Origin of the sequence: Desulfonema magnum (genome assembly GCF_017377395.1) — a bacterium.
In the GTDB taxonomy this organism is placed as follows: Bacteria; Desulfobacterota; Desulfobacteria; order Desulfobacterales; family 4be13; genus Desulfonema_C; species Desulfonema_C magnum.
The window spans coordinates 5,001,975-5,022,096 of the sequence record NZ_CP061800.1 but is presented as its reverse complement, the minus strand read 5'-3'; the positions used below and the strand labels follow the sequence as shown (position 1 = coordinate 5,022,096).

At 44.3% G+C, this 20,122-nt stretch carries 11 protein-coding genes and 2 tRNA genes; 12 read left to right on the top strand and 1 reads right to left on the bottom strand.

Annotation, left to right across the window (positions count from 1 at the left end; genetic code table 11):
* Positions 1 to 254 precede the first annotated feature (254 nt).
* From dnm_RS19240 to dnm_RS19185, 12 genes are all read left to right on the top strand, one after another.
* Positions 255 to 3,830: an SIS domain-containing protein gene (locus tag dnm_RS19240; RefSeq protein WP_207678528.1), complete on the top strand. Its 3,576-nt coding sequence runs from the start codon at positions 255 to 257 to the stop codon at positions 3,828 to 3,830.
* Between the two features lie 214 nt (positions 3,831 to 4,044).
* Positions 4,045 to 4,686, top strand: a complete 642-nt coding sequence (locus dnm_RS19235) for an ABC transporter ATP-binding protein (protein ID WP_207678527.1) — start codon at positions 4,045 to 4,047, stop codon at positions 4,684 to 4,686.
* A complete protein-coding gene (locus dnm_RS19230) occupies positions 4,658 to 5,458 on the top strand; it encodes an ABC transporter permease (RefSeq protein WP_207678526.1) in 801 nt (266 codons plus the stop codon). The genes dnm_RS19235 and dnm_RS19230 overlap by 29 nt, the downstream gene beginning before the upstream one ends.
* A gap of 393 nt (positions 5,459 to 5,851) precedes the next feature.
* On the top strand, positions 5,852 to 6,769 hold the full coding sequence (locus dnm_RS19225; RefSeq protein ID WP_207678525.1) for a DnaJ C-terminal domain-containing protein: 918 nt from the start codon (positions 5,852 to 5,854) through the stop codon (positions 6,767 to 6,769).
* A 1,014-nt stretch (positions 6,770 to 7,783) separates the two neighbouring features.
* Positions 7,784 to 14,791, top strand: coding sequence for a zinc-ribbon domain-containing protein (locus dnm_RS19220; protein WP_207683709.1), 7,008 nt, complete (start codon positions 7,784 to 7,786; stop codon positions 14,789 to 14,791).
* A gap of 139 nt (positions 14,792 to 14,930) precedes the next feature.
* Positions 14,931 to 15,007 (top strand) — tRNA-Met (locus tag dnm_RS19215).
* Positions 15,008 to 15,229: 222 nt separating this feature from the next.
* Positions 15,230 to 15,625 (top strand): DnaJ family domain-containing protein, encoded by a 396-nt coding sequence (locus dnm_RS19210; RefSeq protein WP_207678524.1) that lies wholly within the window; start codon positions 15,230 to 15,232, stop codon positions 15,623 to 15,625.
* Between the two features lie 53 nt (positions 15,626 to 15,678).
* Positions 15,679 to 16,176: an SHOCT domain-containing protein gene (locus tag dnm_RS19205; protein WP_207678523.1), complete on the top strand. Its 498-nt coding sequence runs from the start codon at positions 15,679 to 15,681 to the stop codon at positions 16,174 to 16,176.
* A gap of 4 nt (positions 16,177 to 16,180) precedes the next feature.
* Positions 16,181 to 17,140, top strand: a complete 960-nt coding sequence (locus dnm_RS19200) for a D-alanine--D-alanine ligase family protein (protein ID WP_207678522.1) — start codon at positions 16,181 to 16,183, stop codon at positions 17,138 to 17,140.
* Between the two features lie 215 nt (positions 17,141 to 17,355).
* Positions 17,356 to 17,868: a 5-(carboxyamino)imidazole ribonucleotide mutase gene (purE, locus tag dnm_RS19195; RefSeq protein ID WP_207678521.1), complete on the top strand. Its 513-nt coding sequence runs from the start codon at positions 17,356 to 17,358 to the stop codon at positions 17,866 to 17,868.
* On the top strand, positions 17,837 to 18,502 hold the full coding sequence (locus tag dnm_RS19190) for an L-threonylcarbamoyladenylate synthase (protein WP_207678520.1): 666 nt from the start codon (positions 17,837 to 17,839) through the stop codon (positions 18,500 to 18,502). The genes purE and dnm_RS19190 overlap by 32 nt, the downstream gene beginning before the upstream one ends.
* Positions 18,503 to 18,673: 171 nt before the next feature.
* Positions 18,674 to 18,760 (top strand) — tRNA-Leu (locus tag dnm_RS19185).
* 316 nt (positions 18,761 to 19,076) lie between these two features.
* On the opposite strand, the gene cysK is transcribed toward dnm_RS19185, so the two are convergent.
* Positions 19,077 to 20,000: a cysteine synthase A gene (gene cysK / locus dnm_RS19180; RefSeq protein WP_207678519.1), complete on the bottom strand. Its 924-nt coding sequence runs from the start codon at positions 19,998 to 20,000 to the stop codon at positions 19,077 to 19,079.
* Positions 20,001 to 20,122 lie beyond the last annotated feature (122 nt).

Genomic DNA, 20,122 nt, shown 5'->3' with positions numbered 1-20,122 from the left:
TTGTTTTCATCCCCGACGGAGATGACCCTTGCATATTTTCGAAAAAAAACAATTTACTCAAAAGTAGAATTTTGCTATATTAAAATACTGTTACCACCCCATTGAAATTTCCTTTTATCTATGAAATGAGTTATAAAACAATGGTCAGATAGCCTGGATACAAAAAAAAAGACTTATAAAGTCAAAAACTTAAATTTACAGGTTTGAATTTTTCTCTGAAATCGGTGAATTTTTTCAAATGGAGGTCGTAAAATATGTGCGGACTTGCAGGCATTATTTCCCTAAAAAAGAAGAAAAAAACAGATGGTCATTTTGAAACACCTGCTTTAAATGACATGGTGACAAAGATTCAGCAGCATAATCTTGATTTCTGTAAAAAAAATAATGTTTCTTTTGATGATCATTATTTAGGCGGAAAGCATCTCCTTGACACACTTTGGCAGACCGTCCGGTCCCTGAAAAGAGATGACTTTTTTATTAACATTTTCACGCAGAATAAAATTCAGGATGAACTCTCAGCCCTTGCAGGACGCCTTTATGATATTATTCATACGGAGCGCCGGTTGTTCTCAGAACAAATGGGTCATCTCAGTTCTCATGATGTTGACATTGCCTCCCGAAATATTGAGCAGTTAAAGGATATTGCCTGGTGTCTGAGCAAAGAAATCATAGATAACGTAAAAAAAGTCAGAGACCTGTCTCTCCATACAAACAGCAGTCCCTGCCTTCCCTCGGCCGTAAATGTATTCAAAAAGATTAATGCCGTCCTGAACAGCATAGACCGCCTTGAGGTCAGAGGACGTGACTCCGCCGGAATATCCCTGATGTTTATTCTGGATGATGCTGAATTTGAACAATTTAAACAGCGTCTTGACAAAGAAAATTTTCTTGAACAATTAGAAGAACGCTCAGGAAAGGATGTCCTGGAAAACATGGGCATCAGCATCCGCGGCACTGCCATTGATTTTACTTACAAAACGGCCGCGGAAATAGGGTGTCTCGGGGACAATGTGGCTTTTCTTCGCAAACAGATTCAACACGATGATATTCTTCAGACATTGGTTAATTTTCCCCATCAGTATCACACAGTTGTATCACACACCCGTTGGGCCTCTGTCGGTGCCATCAGCGAGCCGAACTGCCATCCGGTTGACAACAAAGCCATGAATACCGAACAAAACGGAATTATTCATGTGTGTCTGAACGGTGATATTGATAATTATCTCGATCTGAAACAAGCATACGAGCATAAAGGGAATCTGTTTCATAAGGATATTACCACCGACACCAAAATTATTCCCTTGCAGATTGAAAAATATATCCGTCAGGGGGCTGACGTGGAAGAAGCATTCCGGCTGGCAGTGAATGATTTTAAGGGATCTCATGCCATATCCATGCACACGGACCTGGCTCCGGGCAAACTTTTTCTGGCCCAGAAAGGAAGCGGTCAGGCCATCTTTATCGGTCTGGCAGATGATCACTATATATCCGCATCCGAGGTTTACGGATTTATTGAAGACACGCCTTTTTATCTGAAAGTGGACGGTGAAAAGACTGTGGAAGGTAAGGATGGCGAGACCCGGGGGCAAATTTTTGTGCTGAACCAGGACTCCGGCGGCGGTATCGAGGGTATCAGCGCCATGTTTTATGACGGAACCCCGCTGAATATCGGGAAACACGATATCAGGCATACGGAAATCACATCAAGAGATATTGACCGCCAGGGATTTCCCCATTATTTTCTGAAAGAAATCTCGGAATCTCCGGTTTCCGTGGAAAGAACCCTTCAGAACCGCTGGAAAATTGCGGAACGCGACAAAGAACATTATGCCATTGCGCTGGATGAAACGGTGTTTCCGGATTCCCTGAAAAAAGCGATCATTGAAAACCAGATACGGCGCATCTTTTTCGTGGGACAGGGAACCGCGGGGGTGGCAGCCCAGGGATGCGCTGATATCCTGAGCCATTATATGAATGATCCCTCACTTCTCATCCGTTCCATGAAGGCATCGGAACTGAGCGGGTTCAGCCTTAATGAACATGATGATGAACGCAGCATGGCGGATACGCTGGTTATTGCCATCAGTCAGTCCGGGACCACAACAGACACAAACCGCACTGTGGATATGGTGAAAGAACGGGGCGCGCATACTCTTGCCGTTGTGAACCGGAGAGATTCGGATATCACCTTCAAAGTTGACGGTGTGATGTACACCAGCAGCGGCCGGGATATTGAGATGTCCGTGGCTTCCACAAAGGCATTTTATTCTCAGATTGTTTCCGGCGTTATTATCGGGCTTTATATGGCAGGTCTGAAAGGTGCCCGAGGTAAGGACTTCATAACTGAAGAAATAAAACAAATGCAAAAGCTCCCGGATCATATGCGGAAAATTCTTTCCATGCGGGAGCAGATCGAAAAATCCGCGAGCAAAGTGGCCACAACCAGGGCATACTGGGCAGCCGTGGGCAGCGGTCCCAACAAAACCTCGGCCGATGAGATACGGATCAAACTCAGCGAGCTTTGCTATAAAACCATTTCATCTGATTATGTTGAAGATAAGAAACATATTGATCTTTCCTCTGAGCCGCTCATTATCGTGTGTGCGGCAGGAACAAGGAAGACTGTCATCGGGGATATCATAAAGGACACTGCAATATTTCATGCACACAAAGCCATTCCGATTGTCATCGCAGATGAGGGCGAGGACAGATTTGCGCCCTATGCGGAAGATGTTTTTCATGTTCCTGTTGTCAGCGAACATTTCGCACCCATCGTAAACACGCTGGTGGGACATATCTGGGGGTATTACGCAGCCCTTGCCATTAACGACGGATCCCGGTTTCTTTATAATTTCCGGGAAGATATTCAGGCTGCGATAGATGATTATGCGGAAAAAGGACTGGATGTTTACGAACTTATCCTTGAAAAATCTTTCAGGGAAAAAATCGCCCGGTTTTATAATGAATTCAAAACCAAAAAAGCTGAAAACCGTTTGCCCTCTTCCATGGGATTTGTCGCGTCCTCGGATCTGATCCTTTTGCTTAAATATCTTACAGGAAGGCTGCCGGTATCTGACTTTGAGCTTGATTTTGGCGTAAAAGGCACAGCCAAAAACATGCTGGATACCTTGTTCGAATGTCTGGGAAAATCCATAAACGGCATGGCCCGTCCTGTGGATGCCATCAAGCACCAGGCAAAAACCGTGACTGTGGGCACAAGCCGCATCAGTGAAAAAACAGAGGGATTGCTTTTTGAATCCCTGGCTGCTCATGATTTCAAGACTTCGCAGCTCACAGCCAGCAATATTCTTGTCCTCAAAAATCTCCAGGGTATTATTTCAGATATAAAAGGGATAACGCTTTACAGAATTTCCGGCCTGAACCTTCTGGGCGAACCCACTGATAAAACCACAATTGAGGTGGTAAGACAGGAAGGAACCTCAGAAGAACTTATGTCCCGTGTGAAAAAGGACAACGTACTCAAGGGGACCAAGAAGATCATCGTTCAGGAAGGCAATGTGTATATCGGCAAAGGCCGGAAAGACAACCGGAGCATTCTTGTCATTCCCATCATTTCGGCCTCTCCTTCCACGCCCAATATGATTGAATACCTGCTGTTGCTGAATATCACCTTTAAGGAAAATATTCCGCTTCCTTTAAAAATAAAGGCTCTGGGCGGCAAATACGAACGTATTGAAAATATTGTCCAGGAAAACAGCATCGCCTGGGACGATAAGCATCTTGAATATGTTGAAACAGAGGACCTTTTCGGAATATCGGCTGAAAAAATAGGAGAGTTTATTGTATCCTGCTTAAATAAAACGAGCTGATATACTTGATATTCAATTTTTTTCTGCCTTGCACAGTTTGGCGGATGTTTTTTTTGCGGGAAGGGGTTGCAAATCCCGTCCCGCAAAAAAGGAAGTGCTGCCCGACTTATATTGAAAAACATGGGCCAGGCACTTATCCCTGACGCTTGACCATACCTAAAATCTCTTACATCCGATTTGCTATTTGATCAGACAGAAAGACAAAGGCGTATTTTTGAACGGCTTAAAAATCGAAAATCTTTATTTTCACACCATCGGCCCTGTCAGTCTCAGCGTTGCCAAATCGGAATGTGTGGGGATTATGGGACCTTCCGGGGCAGGCAAAACGCTTTTTCTCAGAGCAATTGCGGACATGGACCCTCACACCGGGAAAATTTTTCTTAACGGAACCGAATCCGCTCAGATATCAGGACATCAATGGAGAAGACAGGTGGGACTGCTTCCTGCGGAAAGTTCCTGGTGGCTGGACACTGTGGGAGAGCATTTTGATAAAAATATTAACAAGAAATGGCTCAGTGCAGTCGGTTTTGATGCTGATGTGGCAAAATGGGAAATCAGCCGACTTTCAAGCGGAGAACGCCAGCGTCTGGCATTACTGCGCCTGCTTGCCAACCGCCCCGAATGCCTGCTTCTTGACGAACCCACGGCAAACCTGGATCCTGAAAACATCACACGGGTTGAAAAGTTCCTTGAGACCTATCAGCGTGAAAATAAGCCGTCTGTCATATGGGTAAGTCATGACAGCGAACAACTCAGCCGGATTTCAACCCGCTGTTTTATATTAAAAAACAAAAGTCTGATCATAAATCACAAATCACAAATCACAAATGAACATCATTTCCCTGACACCGTCTGATCTGTCCATCGCGGCATTGCTTATTGTTGCCCTCAGTTTTCTTTCCATACGCATGAATCTGGGAATGACCCGGCAGATCATTGTTGCCGGATTGCGGACCACCATTCAGCTGCTTCTTATCGGCTTTGTCTTGAAAACCCTTTTTTCCCATGTCCATATCGGCTGGATCACACTTATTTCATTTTTTATGCTGATGGTTGCGGGCCGTGAGGTTATGATACGTCAGAAAAGACGATTTTCAGGATGGTGGGGGTTCGGTGTGGGAACGCTGTCCATGTCCGTGTCCTCTTTTTCCATAACCATTCTGGCCTTAACAGTCATTATTAATATCAGACCCTGGTACGAACCTCAGTATGCTGTTCCCCTGCTCGGTATGTTGCTGGGAAACACCATGAGCGGTATTTCCATCGGGCTTGACCGTCTCACACAGACCGCATATGACCAGCGAGCCATTATCGAAGCCCGCCTGATGCTGGGGCATGAATGGACACGGGCCATTGAAAATATTCGTAAAGAGAGCATAAAAAGCGGCATGATTCCCATTATTAATTCCATGACCGTTGCAGGACTGGTCAGCCTCCCCGGCATGATGACCGGCCAGATTCTCGGGGGGAATCCGCCTATGGAGGCTGTGAAATATCAGATTTTAATCATGTTTCTGATTGCCGGGGGAACAGGATTCGGCACAATGGCTGCTGTATGGCTGGGGTCCCGCCGTCTGTTTGATGAACGACAGAGACTTCGGCTGGATCGTCTGAAAAACGCAAACTGATTAAGCGTCCGCTGGTCCGCGGATATTCCCTGTTCACTCGATGCTCAGGTTTTTTGATCCGATTCGTTCGGAAAGTCTGTCATTCCTGCGAAAGCAGGAATCTGGTTTTTGCAGATTTTACGAATCCGGAACCGGTGGATTCCTGCTTTCGCAGGAATGACAGAAAAAAATTTGATCATCGAGTGTTCACAATTTTGATCTGACTGCTCCTGACAGATTGGCAGACCAGACGGGCACAGTTCGGATTTGCCAACCCGGAAAGTGTGAATCGTGAACCTCTGAATATTCTTGACACCTTACCACTTTCAACTTATTTTTAAAGCATCAGAAAGTTCTGAAGTTTTCAAAAAAGGAAGATCACGAAATCATACTAAAATAACAGGGAAATGAAAAATGTCCGACTATTATAAAATACTTGGTATCAGTAAAAACGCTTCTGATGAAGACATTAAAAAAGCGTATCGGAAGCTTGCCATGAAATATCATCCTGACCATACCAAAGGGGATAAAAGTGCTGAAGAAAAATTCAAGCAGGTCAGTGAGGCATATGCTGTTCTGAGCGACAAAGAAAAACGTCAGCAGTACGACACATTCGGGTCAACCGGATTCCAGCAGCGTTATTCGCAGGAAGATATCTTTAAAAATTTTGATTTTTCAAGTATTTTTGAAGATCTGGGATTCGGAGGGAATATTTTTGGAAAGGCTTGCGGAAAAAGGGGCGGAACCCGGTTTTCATTTGGCAGTGACGGGTCATTTAACCCCTATTCAAGACAGCAGCCCCAGCAGACCAAAGGGTCTGATCTGGTATATGAACTGCCTCTGACCTTATATGAAGTGGCAACCGGAACCAGTAAGACCATAAATTTTCAACATAAGGGGCGGTCTGAAAATCTGACAGTAAAGATACCAAAAGGCATGGTTACAGGTAAGAAACTGAGGCTTGCCGGAAAAGGCGAACCCAGCCCTTACGGGGGACCTCCGGGAGATCTTTTCATCCAATCCAAAGTGCTTCATGATCCGGTTTACAAGCCGGAAGGATATGACCTGCATATAAATCAGGAAATAAAACTGACAGAGGCTGTCCTCGGTACGAATATCCTTGTTCCGACGATTGAAGGTAAGGAGTTAAGTGTAAAAATACCTCCGGGTACAAAACATAAAACCAAAATGCGTTTTTCCGGTTACGGCCTTCCGCATATGAAAGGGAATAACAAAGGCGATCTTTATGTTTCCATATATTTCAATATGCCGACAAATCTCAGTAAAAAACAAAAAAAACTGATAGAAAATCTGGCAGAGACAGGGATCTGAAAAAAGCAAACTTGTCCCGGTCTGAACTCCTGTCCGTCGTAAGGGATTTTTTAAAAAATAACATATTCAAAATACAGGGCAGATATGGCGATCTGAATCGCGTATGGTTTTTATTTGAAGTTCCCCAAAATGTCATTCCTGCTTTCATAGGAATGACATTTTATAACGAGTTGTTTTACAACAATTTCATGGCCTGTCGCTCACAATGAAGTATGAAAAATCATAATTTTTCATAACACTTAATACTTCAATACTTCGGACAATTTTTGAAAATCAGAATGATGAAAAAAATAACTTATTGAAATTAAACGGTTTTAATTTTCGGGATAAAAATCATCAGACCTAATAAAAACAACAGGTTACAAAAAGTGTCCGAAGTATTGATACTTAGCATCTGATACTTAACATTGAAAACTTTGTTTCCGAGAGCCATCCCTTTCTTCAGACAGGGCCAAGGCTTTTTTTTGTTGCTTTTTAAGAAAGCTTAATGTTATATATAATATATTTGGAATAGTATTTCAGTCTGTAAAAGTGTGTTCAGTTGCGGACTGATTTTTTCAGGGACTTCCTGTTGTTCAAAACAAAAAAAATTTCAGTCAGTAGCAAATCAGGTTATTTTTCTGAAACTTACAAGTAACTTATTTTTTATAACTTCCAATCAGTGTTCTGCCAAAGTTTCAGGCAGGGAGTTAACATTCGGATATTCTGTCAGGTCTGTTGGTTCTGAGCCAGAAAATCAAAGCTGACTTTGTTCTTGTCAATACAAAAAAATATCTGCATCCGATCTTATGTAACCTCTTACCATTCCGATTAAAGTTGATTTTTTGTGTATGTTTTCAGCCAAGGTTCCGGCAATTGAATCTTTTTAAGCGTCTGAGTGGCGGGTACTCCGAACAGGCTGACATTGCCAGATCATTCAATATTCTGAACCGGTTAGCCACCGGATAATGTCATGCCGGTTTCAAAACCTGACTGATAGTTTTTCTATCAGATTTTATTATTTGGGTAACTATTATGATTATTACGTGTAAAAAATGTAATACCAGTTTCAATTTGGATGAAAGTCTTTTGAAACAGACAGGATCCAGGGTACAATGCTCAAAATGCAATAACATTTTTATAGTATATCCTACTGAATTCAAATATAAATCTGACAAATCAACTGCTCTCAGAGTCAGAGATGATTTTAAAGCAAAGAAAACTCAGGCGCTTAGAATCAGCAAGGCAGAAGAAGAACAGGCAAAACAGCAAAAAAAAGAGCGTTATGAAACAATGTCGAATTTTGACCCCGGACAAACCGGCGGATTTGACTTATCAGGCATTGAAGATTTGCTCGAAATAGAAGATGATGAACTGGATCTTTTGGAAAAAGAGCCAGATGATCTCTCTTTTGATTTGGATTTAGACGTAAAGCCAGAAATTGAAAAAGATACGGGGCAATCCGAGCCTGATTCAGACAGGGATGAACGGTCTGAGACAGAAAGTCCGTCATATCTGAAGAAAAAGGCGGACTCGGATTCAGGCACGGCTCCGCAGATCGAAAAAGACACGACTGAGGACATAAAAACGAAAGACGTTGAGGATTTATCATTTGATTTGGATTTGGATGTAAAACCAAATGCGGATGTACAATTTGATAAATCGGAAAAACTTGGCGGATCCGACACGAATAAAATATCAGAGTTGGTACCGGAAGGTGTGACAGAAAAAGAATCAAGGCTTTTATCTCCTGACTCAGATGCTGAGGCGAAACTTGAAACAAAGGCGGTTTCAGAGCCAAATGAACTGAAAGGCTCTGATATCTCTGATGCAGACGATTCTGAGACAATAAAAAACCTTCATCTGTCGTCCGATATGGATGACGCCTTTGAATCTGAGGGAATCCCGACTGGCAAACCTGAAACTCCTGATTTTTTCGACGCGGACGAATTTGAAATGCCAGAAAAATCTTTTTCCGAGGGAGAATTTGAAGCGGCTTCAGATTCGGACGATCCTGAAAGGCTTGTTTTGTCCGATACAGATGAATCTGAAAAAAGGAAAAGCCTCAGATTGTCTGACGTGGATAAATCATCTGAAACGGAAAAAGCGTCTGATGTTTTATTTCCTGACTCAGATTCTACTAAAGATGAGGAAGACCGGAAAATTGAGCCGGAGGATATTTCTCTGGACCTGGACATTGCCCTCGATCCGGATGCCGAAGACGATGCGGAAAGCAAAGACCGGAAAATTGAACCGGAAGATATTTCCCTGGACCTGGACATTGACTTTGAGCCGGATGCCGAAGACAAGGAGGAAAGCAAAGACCGGAAAATTGAGCCGGAGGATATTTCTCTGGACCTGGACATAGACTTTGAACCGGATGCCGAAGACGAAGCGGAGAGCAAAGACCGGAAAATTGAGCCGGAGGATATCTCCCTGGACTTGGACATAGACTTTGAACCGGATGCCGAAGACGATGCGGAAAGCAAAGACCGGAAAATTGAACCCGAAGATATTTCTCTGGACCTGGACATTGACTCTGAGCCGGATGCCGAAGCTGATGCGGAAAGCAAAGACCGAAAAATTGAACCCGAAAATATTTCTCTGGACCTGGATATTGCCCTCGAGCCGGATGCCGAAGACGATACGGAGATCAAAGACCGGAAAATTGAGCCGGAGGATATTTCCCTGGACCTGGACATAGACTTTGAACCGGATGCCGAAGGCGAAGCGGAGAGCAAAGACCGGAAAATTGAGCCGGAAGATATTTCTCTGGACCTGGACATTGCCCTCGATCCGGATGCCGAAGACGATGCGGAAAGCAAAGACCGGAAAATTGAACCGGAAGATATTTCCCTGGACCTGGACATTGACTTTGAGCCGGATGCCGAAGACAAGGAGGAAAGCAAAGACCGGAAAATTGAGCCGGAGGATATTTCTCTGGACCTGGACATAGACTTTGAACCGGATGCCGAAGACGAAGCGGAGAGCAAAGACCGGAAAATTGAGCCGGAGGATATCTCCCTGGACTTGGACATAGACTTTGAACCGGATGCCGAAGGCGAAGCGGAGAGCAAAGACCGGAAAATTGAGCCGGAAGATATTTCCCCGGACCTGGACATTGCTCTCGAACCGGATGCCGAAGCTGAGGCGGAAAACAAAGACCGGAAAATAGAACCGGAAGATATTTCCCTGGACCTGGACATTGCTCTCGAACCGGATGCCGAAGCTGAGGCGGAAAACAAAGACCGGAAAATTGAGCCGGAAGATATTTCCCTGGACCTGGACATTGACTTTGAACCGGATGCCGAAGACGAAGCGGAGAGCAAAGACCGGAAAATTGAGCCGGAAGATATTTCTCTGGACCTGGACATTGACTTTGAGCCGGATGCCGAAGACGATGCGGAGATCAAAGACCGGAAAATTGAGCCGGAAGATATTTCTCTGGACCTGGACATTGACTTTGAGCCGGATGCCGAAGCTGATGCGGAAAGCAAAGACCGGAAAATTGAACCCGAAGATATTTCTCTGGACCTGGACATTGACTCTGAACCGGATGCCGAAGACAATGCGGAGAGCAAAGACCGAAAAATTGAACCCGAAAATATTTCTCTGGACCTGGATATTGCCCTCGAGCCGGATGCCGAAGACGATGCGGAAAGCAAAGACCGGAAAATTGAACCCGAAGATATTTCTCTGGACCTGGACATTGACTCTGAGCCGGATGCCGAAGACGATGCGGAGATCAAAGACCGGAAAATTGAGCCGGAGGATATTTCTCTGGACCTGGACATTGCCCTCGAGCCGGATGCCGAAGACGATGCGGAAAGCAAAGACCGGAAAATTGAGCCGGAAGATATTTCTCTGGACCTGGACATTGACTCTGAGCCGGATGCCGAAGACAAGGCGGAAAGCAAAGACCGGAAAATTGAACCCGAAGATATTTCTCTGGACCTGGACATTGACTCTGAGCCGGATGCCGAAGACAAGGCGGAAAGCAAAGACCGGAAAATTGAACCCGAAGATATTTCTCTGGACCTGGACATTGACTCTGAGCCGGATGCCGAAGCTGATGCGGAAAGCAAAGACCGGAAAATTGAGCCGGAGGATATTTCTCTGGACCTGGACATTGCCCTCGAGCCGGATGCCGAAGCTGATGCGGAGAGCAAAGACCGGAAAATTGAGCCGGAGGATATCTCCCTGGACTTGGACATAGACTTTGAACCGGATGCCGAAGACGAAGCGGAGAGCAAAGACCGGAAAATTGAGCCGGAGGATATCTCCCTGGACTTGGACATAGACTTTGAACCGGATGCCGAAGGCGAAGCGGAGAGCAAAGACCGGAAAATTGAGCCGGAAGATATTTCCCCGGACCTGGACATTTCCCTCGAATCGGATGCTGAAGAGGATACAGATAAGGACATCCGGCTAATTGAACCGGAAGATATTTCCCTGGACATGGACATTGACATTGACTTTGAGCCGGATGCCGAAGACGATGCGGAGAGCAAAGACCGGAAAATTGAGCCGGAGGATATTTCTCTGGACCTGGATATTGACTTTGAGCCGGATGCCGAAGACAAGGCGGAAAGCAAAGACCGGAAAATTGAGCCGGAAGATATTTCTCTGGACCTGGACATTGCCCTCGAGCCGGATGCCGAAGACAAGGCGGAAAGCAAAGACCGGAAAATTGAGCCGGAAGATATTTCTCTGGACCTGGACATTGCCCTCGAGCCGGATGCTGATGAAAATAATGATTTGTTAAAACAAGATGTTAAAGGTGATGAATACGAGGATTTATCACTTGATTTGGATTTGTCTTCAGAATCAGTTGAAAGTATTCCAGAAGATTTAGGAGCAAGGGTCGGACTTAAAGAAGTAGATGAGCTTGATTTGTCTGATATTGATCAAATGCTCGAAATAAATGAAGATTTTATAGATGACGATGAGGATGATGAGGATGATGATCAAAATAATGCAGAGCATCATACAGACGCGGAAGATCCGGACGAATTTAAGACGATGGAGTTTAACGCTGAAAATATGTATAACGCCCTTGATGAAATGCTCGAAATGGACGGAGAGCTATCACCTGAAACAGAATCTGAGAAAGAATCTGACGACTTATCAATAAATTTAAATTCAGAGGAAAGAATCAAACCTGAACACCCGGAAAATACAGACTTAGTTTCTGAAATAGATAAGTTGCTTGAATTGGATGGAGAATCATCAGTGAAAAAAAACGCTAACGAAATAAAAGAAGAAGAAAAATTCGAACTTGATCTGGATTTGAATTTGGAAACTCCATCCGAAGCAAAAGGTGAAGAGGCTTTTGAGCTTGATCTTAACTTGGAACCTCATGCCGAAGCAAAAGAGGAAAATTTTGAACTTGACCTTGATTTGGAGCCTCATGCGGGGGAAAAAGAAGAAAAATTCGAGCTTGAGCTTGATTTGGAGCCTCATGCGGGGGAAAAAGAAGAAGAATTCGAGCTTGATCTTGATTTGGAGCCTGAGTCGGAGGCAAAAAAGGAAGAAGAATTCGAGCTTGATCTTGATTTGAAGTCTGAAGAAGAGGAGCTTGATCTTGATTTGGAGTCTGAGTCCGAATCAAAAAAAGAAGAAGAATTCGAGCTTGATCTTGATCTGGAGCCTGAGTCCGGGGCAAAAGAGGAAGAAGAATTCGATCTTGACCTTGATTTGGAGTCCGAGTCCGGGGCAAAAGAGGAAGAATTAGAGCTTGACCTTGATTTGGAGCCTCATGCGGGGGAAAAAGAAGAAGAATTCGAGCTTGATCTTGATTTGGAGCCTGAGTCGGAGGCAAAAAAGGAAGAAGAATTCGAGCTTGATCTTGATTTGAAGTCTGAAGAAGAGGAGCTTGATCTTGATTTGGAGTCCGAGTCCGAGGCAAAAAAGGAAGAAGAATTCGAGCTTGATCTTGATCTGGAGTCCGAGTCCGGGGCAAAAGAGGAAGAATTAGAGCTTGACCTTGATTTGGAGCCTCATGCGGGGGAAAAAGAAGAAGAATTCGAGCTTGACCTTGATTTGGAGTCCGAGTCCGAGGCAAAAAAGGAAGAAGAATTCGAGCTTGACCTTGATCTGGAGTCCGAGTCCGAGGCAAAAAAGGAAGAAGAATTCGAGCTTGATCTTGATCTGGAGCCTGAGTCCGGGGTAAATTTGGAGCCTCATGCGGGGGAAAAAGAAGAAGAATTCGAGCTTGATTTTGATCTGGAGTCCGAGTCCGAGGCAAAAAAGGAAGAAGAATTCGAGCTTGATCTTGATTTGGAATCTGAGTCCGGGGCAAAAGAGGAAGAATTAGAGCTTGAGCTTGATTTGGAGCCTCATGCGGGGGAAAAAGAAGAAGAATTCGAGCTTGATCTTGATTTGGAATCTGAGTCGGAGGCAAAAAAGGAGGAAGAATTCGAGCTTGATCTTGATTTGGAGCCTCATGCGGGGGAAAAAGAAGAAGAATTCGAGCTTGATCTTGATTTGGAATCTGAGTCGGAGGCAAAAAAGGAGGAAGAATTCGAGCTTGATCTTGATTTGGAGTCCGAGTCCGGGGCAAAAGAGGAGGATTTTGAGCTTGATTTTGATTTGGAGTCTGAGTCCGAGGCAAAAAAGGAAGAAGAATTCGAGCTTGACCTTGATTTGGAGTCCGAGTCCGAGGCAAAAAAGGAAGAGGATAAAGAGGAAGAATATTTTGAGCTTGATTTTGATCTGGAATCTGAAAGCGGGGAAGACACGGAAGATTTTGAGCTTGATATAGATTTTGAGCCTGATTCCAAAGAAGAGGCTAAAGAAGACAATTTTGAGCTGGATTTCGATTTAGACTCTGATTCCGAAGATAATAAGGAAGAGGCAGAGGAATTTGAGCTGGAACTGGAACTGGAACCCGAAATTAAAGCCAAGACTAAAAAGGATGAGGAACGAACAGAAATCTTTGATCTTGATCTTGATTTGGATTTAGACATGGATGCTGAACCTGACCAAGATAACGAAAAAGAGGACTTTGATTTTGACATAGATTTGGAATCTGACTTTTCGGAAGAAGACAAAAGAGATGAAGAAAATTTTGGATTTGATCTGGATGCGGACTCCGAATCTGAAACCGAAAAAAAAATAACAGATGACTCAGGTGACTTTGATTTCAACTTTGATATTGAAGATAAAGATGAATCCCAATATACATCTGAAGATGACTCAGAGGGCGAATCTTTTGACTTCGAAAAAGATGAGCAAGAGATTTTTAAGGATGGTGCCGGACAGGACGAGGAAAAGGATGATGAGGAGGCCGGAAGTCTGACACAGGTCTTTGATATGGGAATCCCGGAAGGCGGCTTTGAAGAAGATGAATATGATGAAAAAAAGCCTCCGCCGATACCTTCTGCGGAAGTGTTCGACCTGGATATGGATTTGGAACCCGAGTCTGGGGAAAAACAGGAGACCGACGCTGAAGACGCTGAACCTGTCGAAAAAAAAAGGAAGATGCCTGTTCTTGTTTTGCTGGGCGGACTGATGATTTTCGGAGCTGCCGGTTACGGACTTTACACCATGGGCACAGACACATTTTTGGATACGGTCAAAGGTATGGTGGCAAAAATCCCTTATCTTGATCTTGAAAAGGAGCCAGAGCCTGAAGTTCAGAATGTTGGTGAGATAATAGCCATAGAAAGCTCCATAAAAAACAAATTTGTGGTAAATAACCCTAAAGCCGGAACCCTTCTTGTGATAACCGGAAAGATTAAAAATGAATATTCCAATGCCCGTAATTTTATAAAAATGAGAGGAATTCTTTATACAAAAAATAAAACCCTTGCAAAACAGGAAACATTTTATTGTGGTAATATTTTATCAGACAAAGACCTTTCCAACCTGGATCCGGAAGCGATAAAAAAACGGCTTTCAAACCGTTCCGGTGACAACGGATCAAATGAAAAGGTTAATCCCGGAAAGACACTTCCGTTTATGATGGTATTTTCTAACCTTCCGGATAATTTAGATGAATTTACTGTTGAAGTTGCCGGTTCTGATCCTTCTCAGGGTTAAATTTAAAAAAAATGACTGAAAATGACTTTTAGACTTGACTAAGTGAATATTAGCTGTTAGAAGACGTTTCATTAACACTGAGAAGGCTGCTGATTACATCTGTTTTCAAAAAAGAATTTAAGAGCGGCCTGTTAATTATGGCGATGTAGCTCAGATGGTCAGAGCATGCGGCTCATATCCGCAGTGTCCGGGGTTCAATTCCCTGCATCGCCACCATTTATGATTAAATAAGGCCCCTCTGATACAAGTCAGAGCGGGCTTTTTGTTTTTTTTCTTTAGATAATGTCATGCCTCCGAAATCAGGGACCCGTGTTATTTAAAGATGGAATTCCTGCCCTCTGTTCCCCTGCTGTAACGTTTTCGTTGGAATGACAGTCAGAAAACAGAATTCCCATCTTATTCCATTCGCTAAACGCTAAAAAGGTAAAAATTGCTATTATGTTTACAGGCTTTGAAAAAATTGTGGAAGAGCGGATAAAAAAGGCTCAGAAAAAAGGGGAGTTTGAAAATCTTCCCGGGTCAGGCGAACCCATTGTGCTTGAGAATGACGGCCATATTCCGGAGGATCTGCGTCTTGCTTATAAGATATTGAAAAACGCTGATTGTGTTCCCCCGGAAATTGAACTGAAAAAAGAGATCAGACAGACAGAAGATATTCTGTCAGGTATGGAAGATACAACTGAAAAATACAAGACCATGAAGAAACTGAATTTCCTTATTATGAAGCTGAATTCCATACGAGACACTTCGATTGTTTTTGAAGTTCCGCAAAAATATATGACAAAACTGACAGGTCGTGTCAAATCAAAGAATTCCGCTGATAAAAAGAAATAACAGCCGACTTTTATCAAAAAAGCTGGTTTGTCAGGGAGATATAATTTATACTTATGGCTTTTAAGAACAAAAAAGAGGAAACCGGCCTTTTTAAAGGCGTTTTAATGGCATATTCCATTCTTATCCTTCATGTTCTTCTGATGGCAGGGGTGGGATGCCTTGTCCTTTTTTTTCGTGGTGTCACCGAATACATGGCATGGATACTTGCAGGCAGTTTAGCCCTGGTTATTTTTTCCGGATATTTTTTTTACAGACGCATGAAATTACAAGGACAGTCATTGAAGGACACGCTGAATTCTTCCACTTTCAGCGGCAGGCCAGTTGAAATAAGTCTGTTGGGAGGCTTTGCATCTGTCAAAATAGGCAGTCCGGATAATACGACCCCTGCATTGGGTATTGGGAACACATTTGAACATATCCCCCGGTTGGAAGATCCGACCACGGTCCGCATCAGAGAACTTAAAGAGCTTGCCCGTCTGCTTGAAGATAATCTGATCACCCTTGACGAATACAATCGAACCAAACAGGAACTCTTTAATAACAGAGCGTAACATCATGAAAAAACTTACTGTTGCACTTCTTTCCGGCGGCATATCTTCAGAGCGGGAGGTTTCCCTGAAAAGCGGTAGCCAGGTCTTTGAAGCGTTGGACAAAGAAAAATACAATATTATCCAATATGATCCTGAGACAGACCTTGGCCGCCTGGTATCAGATGCGGCTGAGATTGATGTCGCGCTGATCATCCTTCACGGCCCTTATGGTGAAGACGGAACCATCCAGGGAATGCTTGATCTTCTTGATATTCCCTACCAGGGCACGGGTGTTCTTGGCAGTGCCATTGCCATGAACAAACTGGTTTCAAAAGAATGCTATGAAAAAGCAGGGCTTCCTGTGCCGCCTTACATTGCTTCTGTCAGGTATGACAAACCTGCTGACCCCGAAGAATATACAGAACATCTGGGCCTGCCGTTGGTGATCAAACCCGCGGCCGGCGGTTCAAGCATTGGAATGTCCATTGTCAGATCTGAAGAATTTTTAAAAGAAGCTGTGGATAAAGCCTTTGCTTATGATGATACAGTTCTGATCGAAGCCTATATTAAAGGTACTGAACTGACTTGCGGGATTATCGGCAATAATGATGATCTTCAGGCGCTCCCGCTTATCGAGATCATCCCTGATGAAGCTCATGAGTTTTTTGATTACGAAGCAAAATATGTGGCAGGGCTGACACAGGAAATATGCCCGGCACGTATTGATGAGTCATTAGCTGAAAAAGCCCGGACTTATGCCAAAATGGCGCATCAGGCCCTTTGCTGCAAGGGGTATAGCCGGACAGATATGATCCTTAGGAATCAGGAAATATATGTTCTTGAGACCAATACCATTCCCGGCATGACCCAGACCAGTCTTTTTCCCCGGGCAGCAAAGGCCGCAGGAATTTCTTTCAGTCAACTGCTTGACAAATTAATTGAACTGGGGATTGAAGCGCATAAACAGAAAACAAGGTGTTACTAAGGTGTTAGGTGTTAGGTGTTAAGAAAGGACATGATTCTCCAACTCTGACGCCTGATCACCTAACACTTAACACCTAACACTTAACACTTAACACCTAACACCTAACACCTGACACCTAACACCTGACACCTAACACCTGACACCTAACACCTAACACCTAACACCTAACCACCTAAACACCTAACCACCTACTTATTGGAGACAAAATTTTAAAAATGGTTTCAAGTGAATTTATTGAAGGCGCAACAGTGGGAATCGTTATAGGAAGCGATTCTGATCTTGGGGTGATGGAAGAAGCTGCAACGATTTTAAAAAAATTCGGTATCCCCTTTGAAATGACCATTGCATCAGCCCACAGAAGTCCGGAACGAGCGGCAACATTTGCATCATCTGCCCGGAACCGGGGAATAAAGGTCATTATCGCAGGTGCGGGTCATGCGGCCCATCTTGCAGGAGTCATGGCAGCCCATACAAGCCTTCCGGTTATCGGCGTTCCTATTGATTCTTCCTGTCTTCAGGGGCTTGATTCGCTGCTTTCCACGGTTCAGATGCCCCCGGGTATTCCCGTTGCCACTGTCGCTCTTGGAAAGCCGGGGGCAAGAAACGCGGGGATTCTTGCAGTGCAGATTCTCGCACTTTCTGATCCTGAACTTGAAAAAAAGCTGAAAGCATTTAAAACTGAGATGGCAGAGCAAGTTGAGCAAAAAGCAAAAAAACTTCAGCAATAAAATATTAAGGATAAACCCCGCTGCCCCTCAGACGGACCAGATTCTTAAAGCCGCTGACATCATAAAAAAAGGCGGGATTATTCTGTTTCCCACAACATGCCTTTACGGGCTGGGAGCAGATGCGTTTGATGCTCAGGCAGTTGACAAAATATTTGATATAAAGCAGCGATCTTATCAGAAACCGATTCTTGTTCTGATTCATGATAAAAAGGAACTGGCCGGACTTGTGAAATCTGTCCCTCCTGCTGCATCTTATATTATGGATAACTTTTGGCCGGGCAGAGTGACCCTTGTATTTGAGGCAAAGGATACTTTGCCAGACAGTCTGACCGCAGGCACAGGCAAAATCGGTGTGCGCTTGTGCGGACATCCTGTGGCTTCGGCTGTGGTCAGTGCTGTGGGAGGCCCTGTCACCGGAACGAGCGCCAATCTCTCAGGACAGGCTGGATGCTCACAAGTTGCTGATCTGGATTCCCAAGTTGCTGAGAAACTTGATCTGATACTGAATGCGGGCCTGCTCAAAGGGGGAATGGGTTCCACAGTGGTGGATGTCACACCTGATGTTCCCCAAATTTTAAGGGAGGGCATTGTATCGGCAAAGGATATTTTTGCTGTTTCTGACAGATGGGCATGACCTGCTGATCACAATGAAACATGAAAATTCCATTATTTTTCCTAACACTTAACACTTAACACCTAACACCTGACACCTAACACTTAACACCTAACACCTAACACTTTTATACAAACATTTCTGAATTTGCTTGACAACTGCTTCGAATTCAAATATAGAAGTTATTTTCAAGCCGGGGTGGTGAAACTGGTAGACGCAGAGGACTCAAAATCCTCCGGGGGCAACTCCGTGTCGGTTCGATTCCGACCCCCGGTACCATAAAAAACAAGGGACATCCAAAATTATCGGATGTCCCTTTTTTTATGAAGACTCGATGACCCAATTTTCCAAGCTGAGTTAGAAAAAAGCCTCTCATTCATGCTTTCGCAGAAATGACAAAAAAAAACTTGATGACCGAGGGGTAAGGATTCAAGGGTAATGTTCTAAAAGTGGAGCTAAACTTTTTAACCATCTGAATCAATTTGATAAATATCGGAACAAGTCCACTTTTAGAACACCACCGGATTCAAGGAGGTTTTGGGACCCCGTTTCCTTACCATCACCATTTGATGAAGAATAAGTGTCGTTATAGGGTTCATGCCTTAAAGAGATCTGTGCTGATATATCGCTCTCCGGTGCTGGGCAGTACGACAACAATGTTTTTTCCTGCGGATGCATTGCGTTTTGCAACACGGGTCGCCGCGGACATGGCTGCTCCGGATGAAATTCCGCAAAGGATGCCTTCTGTGTTTGCAAGCTTTCTGGCCATTTGAAATGCGTCCTCATTTTTTACCGTGATAATTTCATCAATCACAGAGGTATCAAGAACCTTGGGGACAAAGCCCGCGCCAATTCCCTGAATTTTATGCGGTCCCGGGGTTCCGCCGGACAATACCGGAGATGCTTCAGGTTCCACCGCGATGGCTTTAAAAGAGGGTTTCCGCTCCTTTATGGCCTGAGCCACCCCTGTGATGGTTCCGCCGGTTCCCACACCGGCCACAAAGATATCAACCTTCCCGTCCGTATCTTTCCATATCTCTTCCGCGGTGGTCTCCCTGTGGATTTTCGGATTTGCAGGATTACTGAACTGATTGGGCATGAACGCATTTTTTTCAGCCGCCAGTATCTCCTCGGCCTTTTCAATGGCTCCCTTCATACCTTTTTCACCCGGCGTCAGGACAAGCTCCGCCCCAAGATGTTTTAAAAGCTTTTTCCTTTCCACGCTCATGGTTTCCGGCATTGTAAGACAAAGATGATATCCTTTTGCCGCGCATATAAACGCAAGCGCAATGCCGGTGTTTCCGCTCGTCGGCTCCACAATAAGCGTATCCGGGCCAATGGAACCGTCACGCTCTGCCGCGTCAATCATTGAAGCGGCGATTCTGTCCTTTACACTTCCCAGCGGATTAAAAAATTCAACCTTGGCGAAAACCTCAGCTTCAAGCCCCTTACAAATTTTGTTCAGCCGGACAAGAGGCGTCGCGCCGATGGTTTTTTGCATATCTGAAAAGATTTTCATAGGCACCTCCTTTGGGGGCGAGAGGCGAGAGGCTTGGGTAAAAGCTTGATGATTGGTAAATCAATCTTAAAGCACCCAACCGCAAGTCACAAATCATACCCCCTCGCCTCTCATCCCTCGCC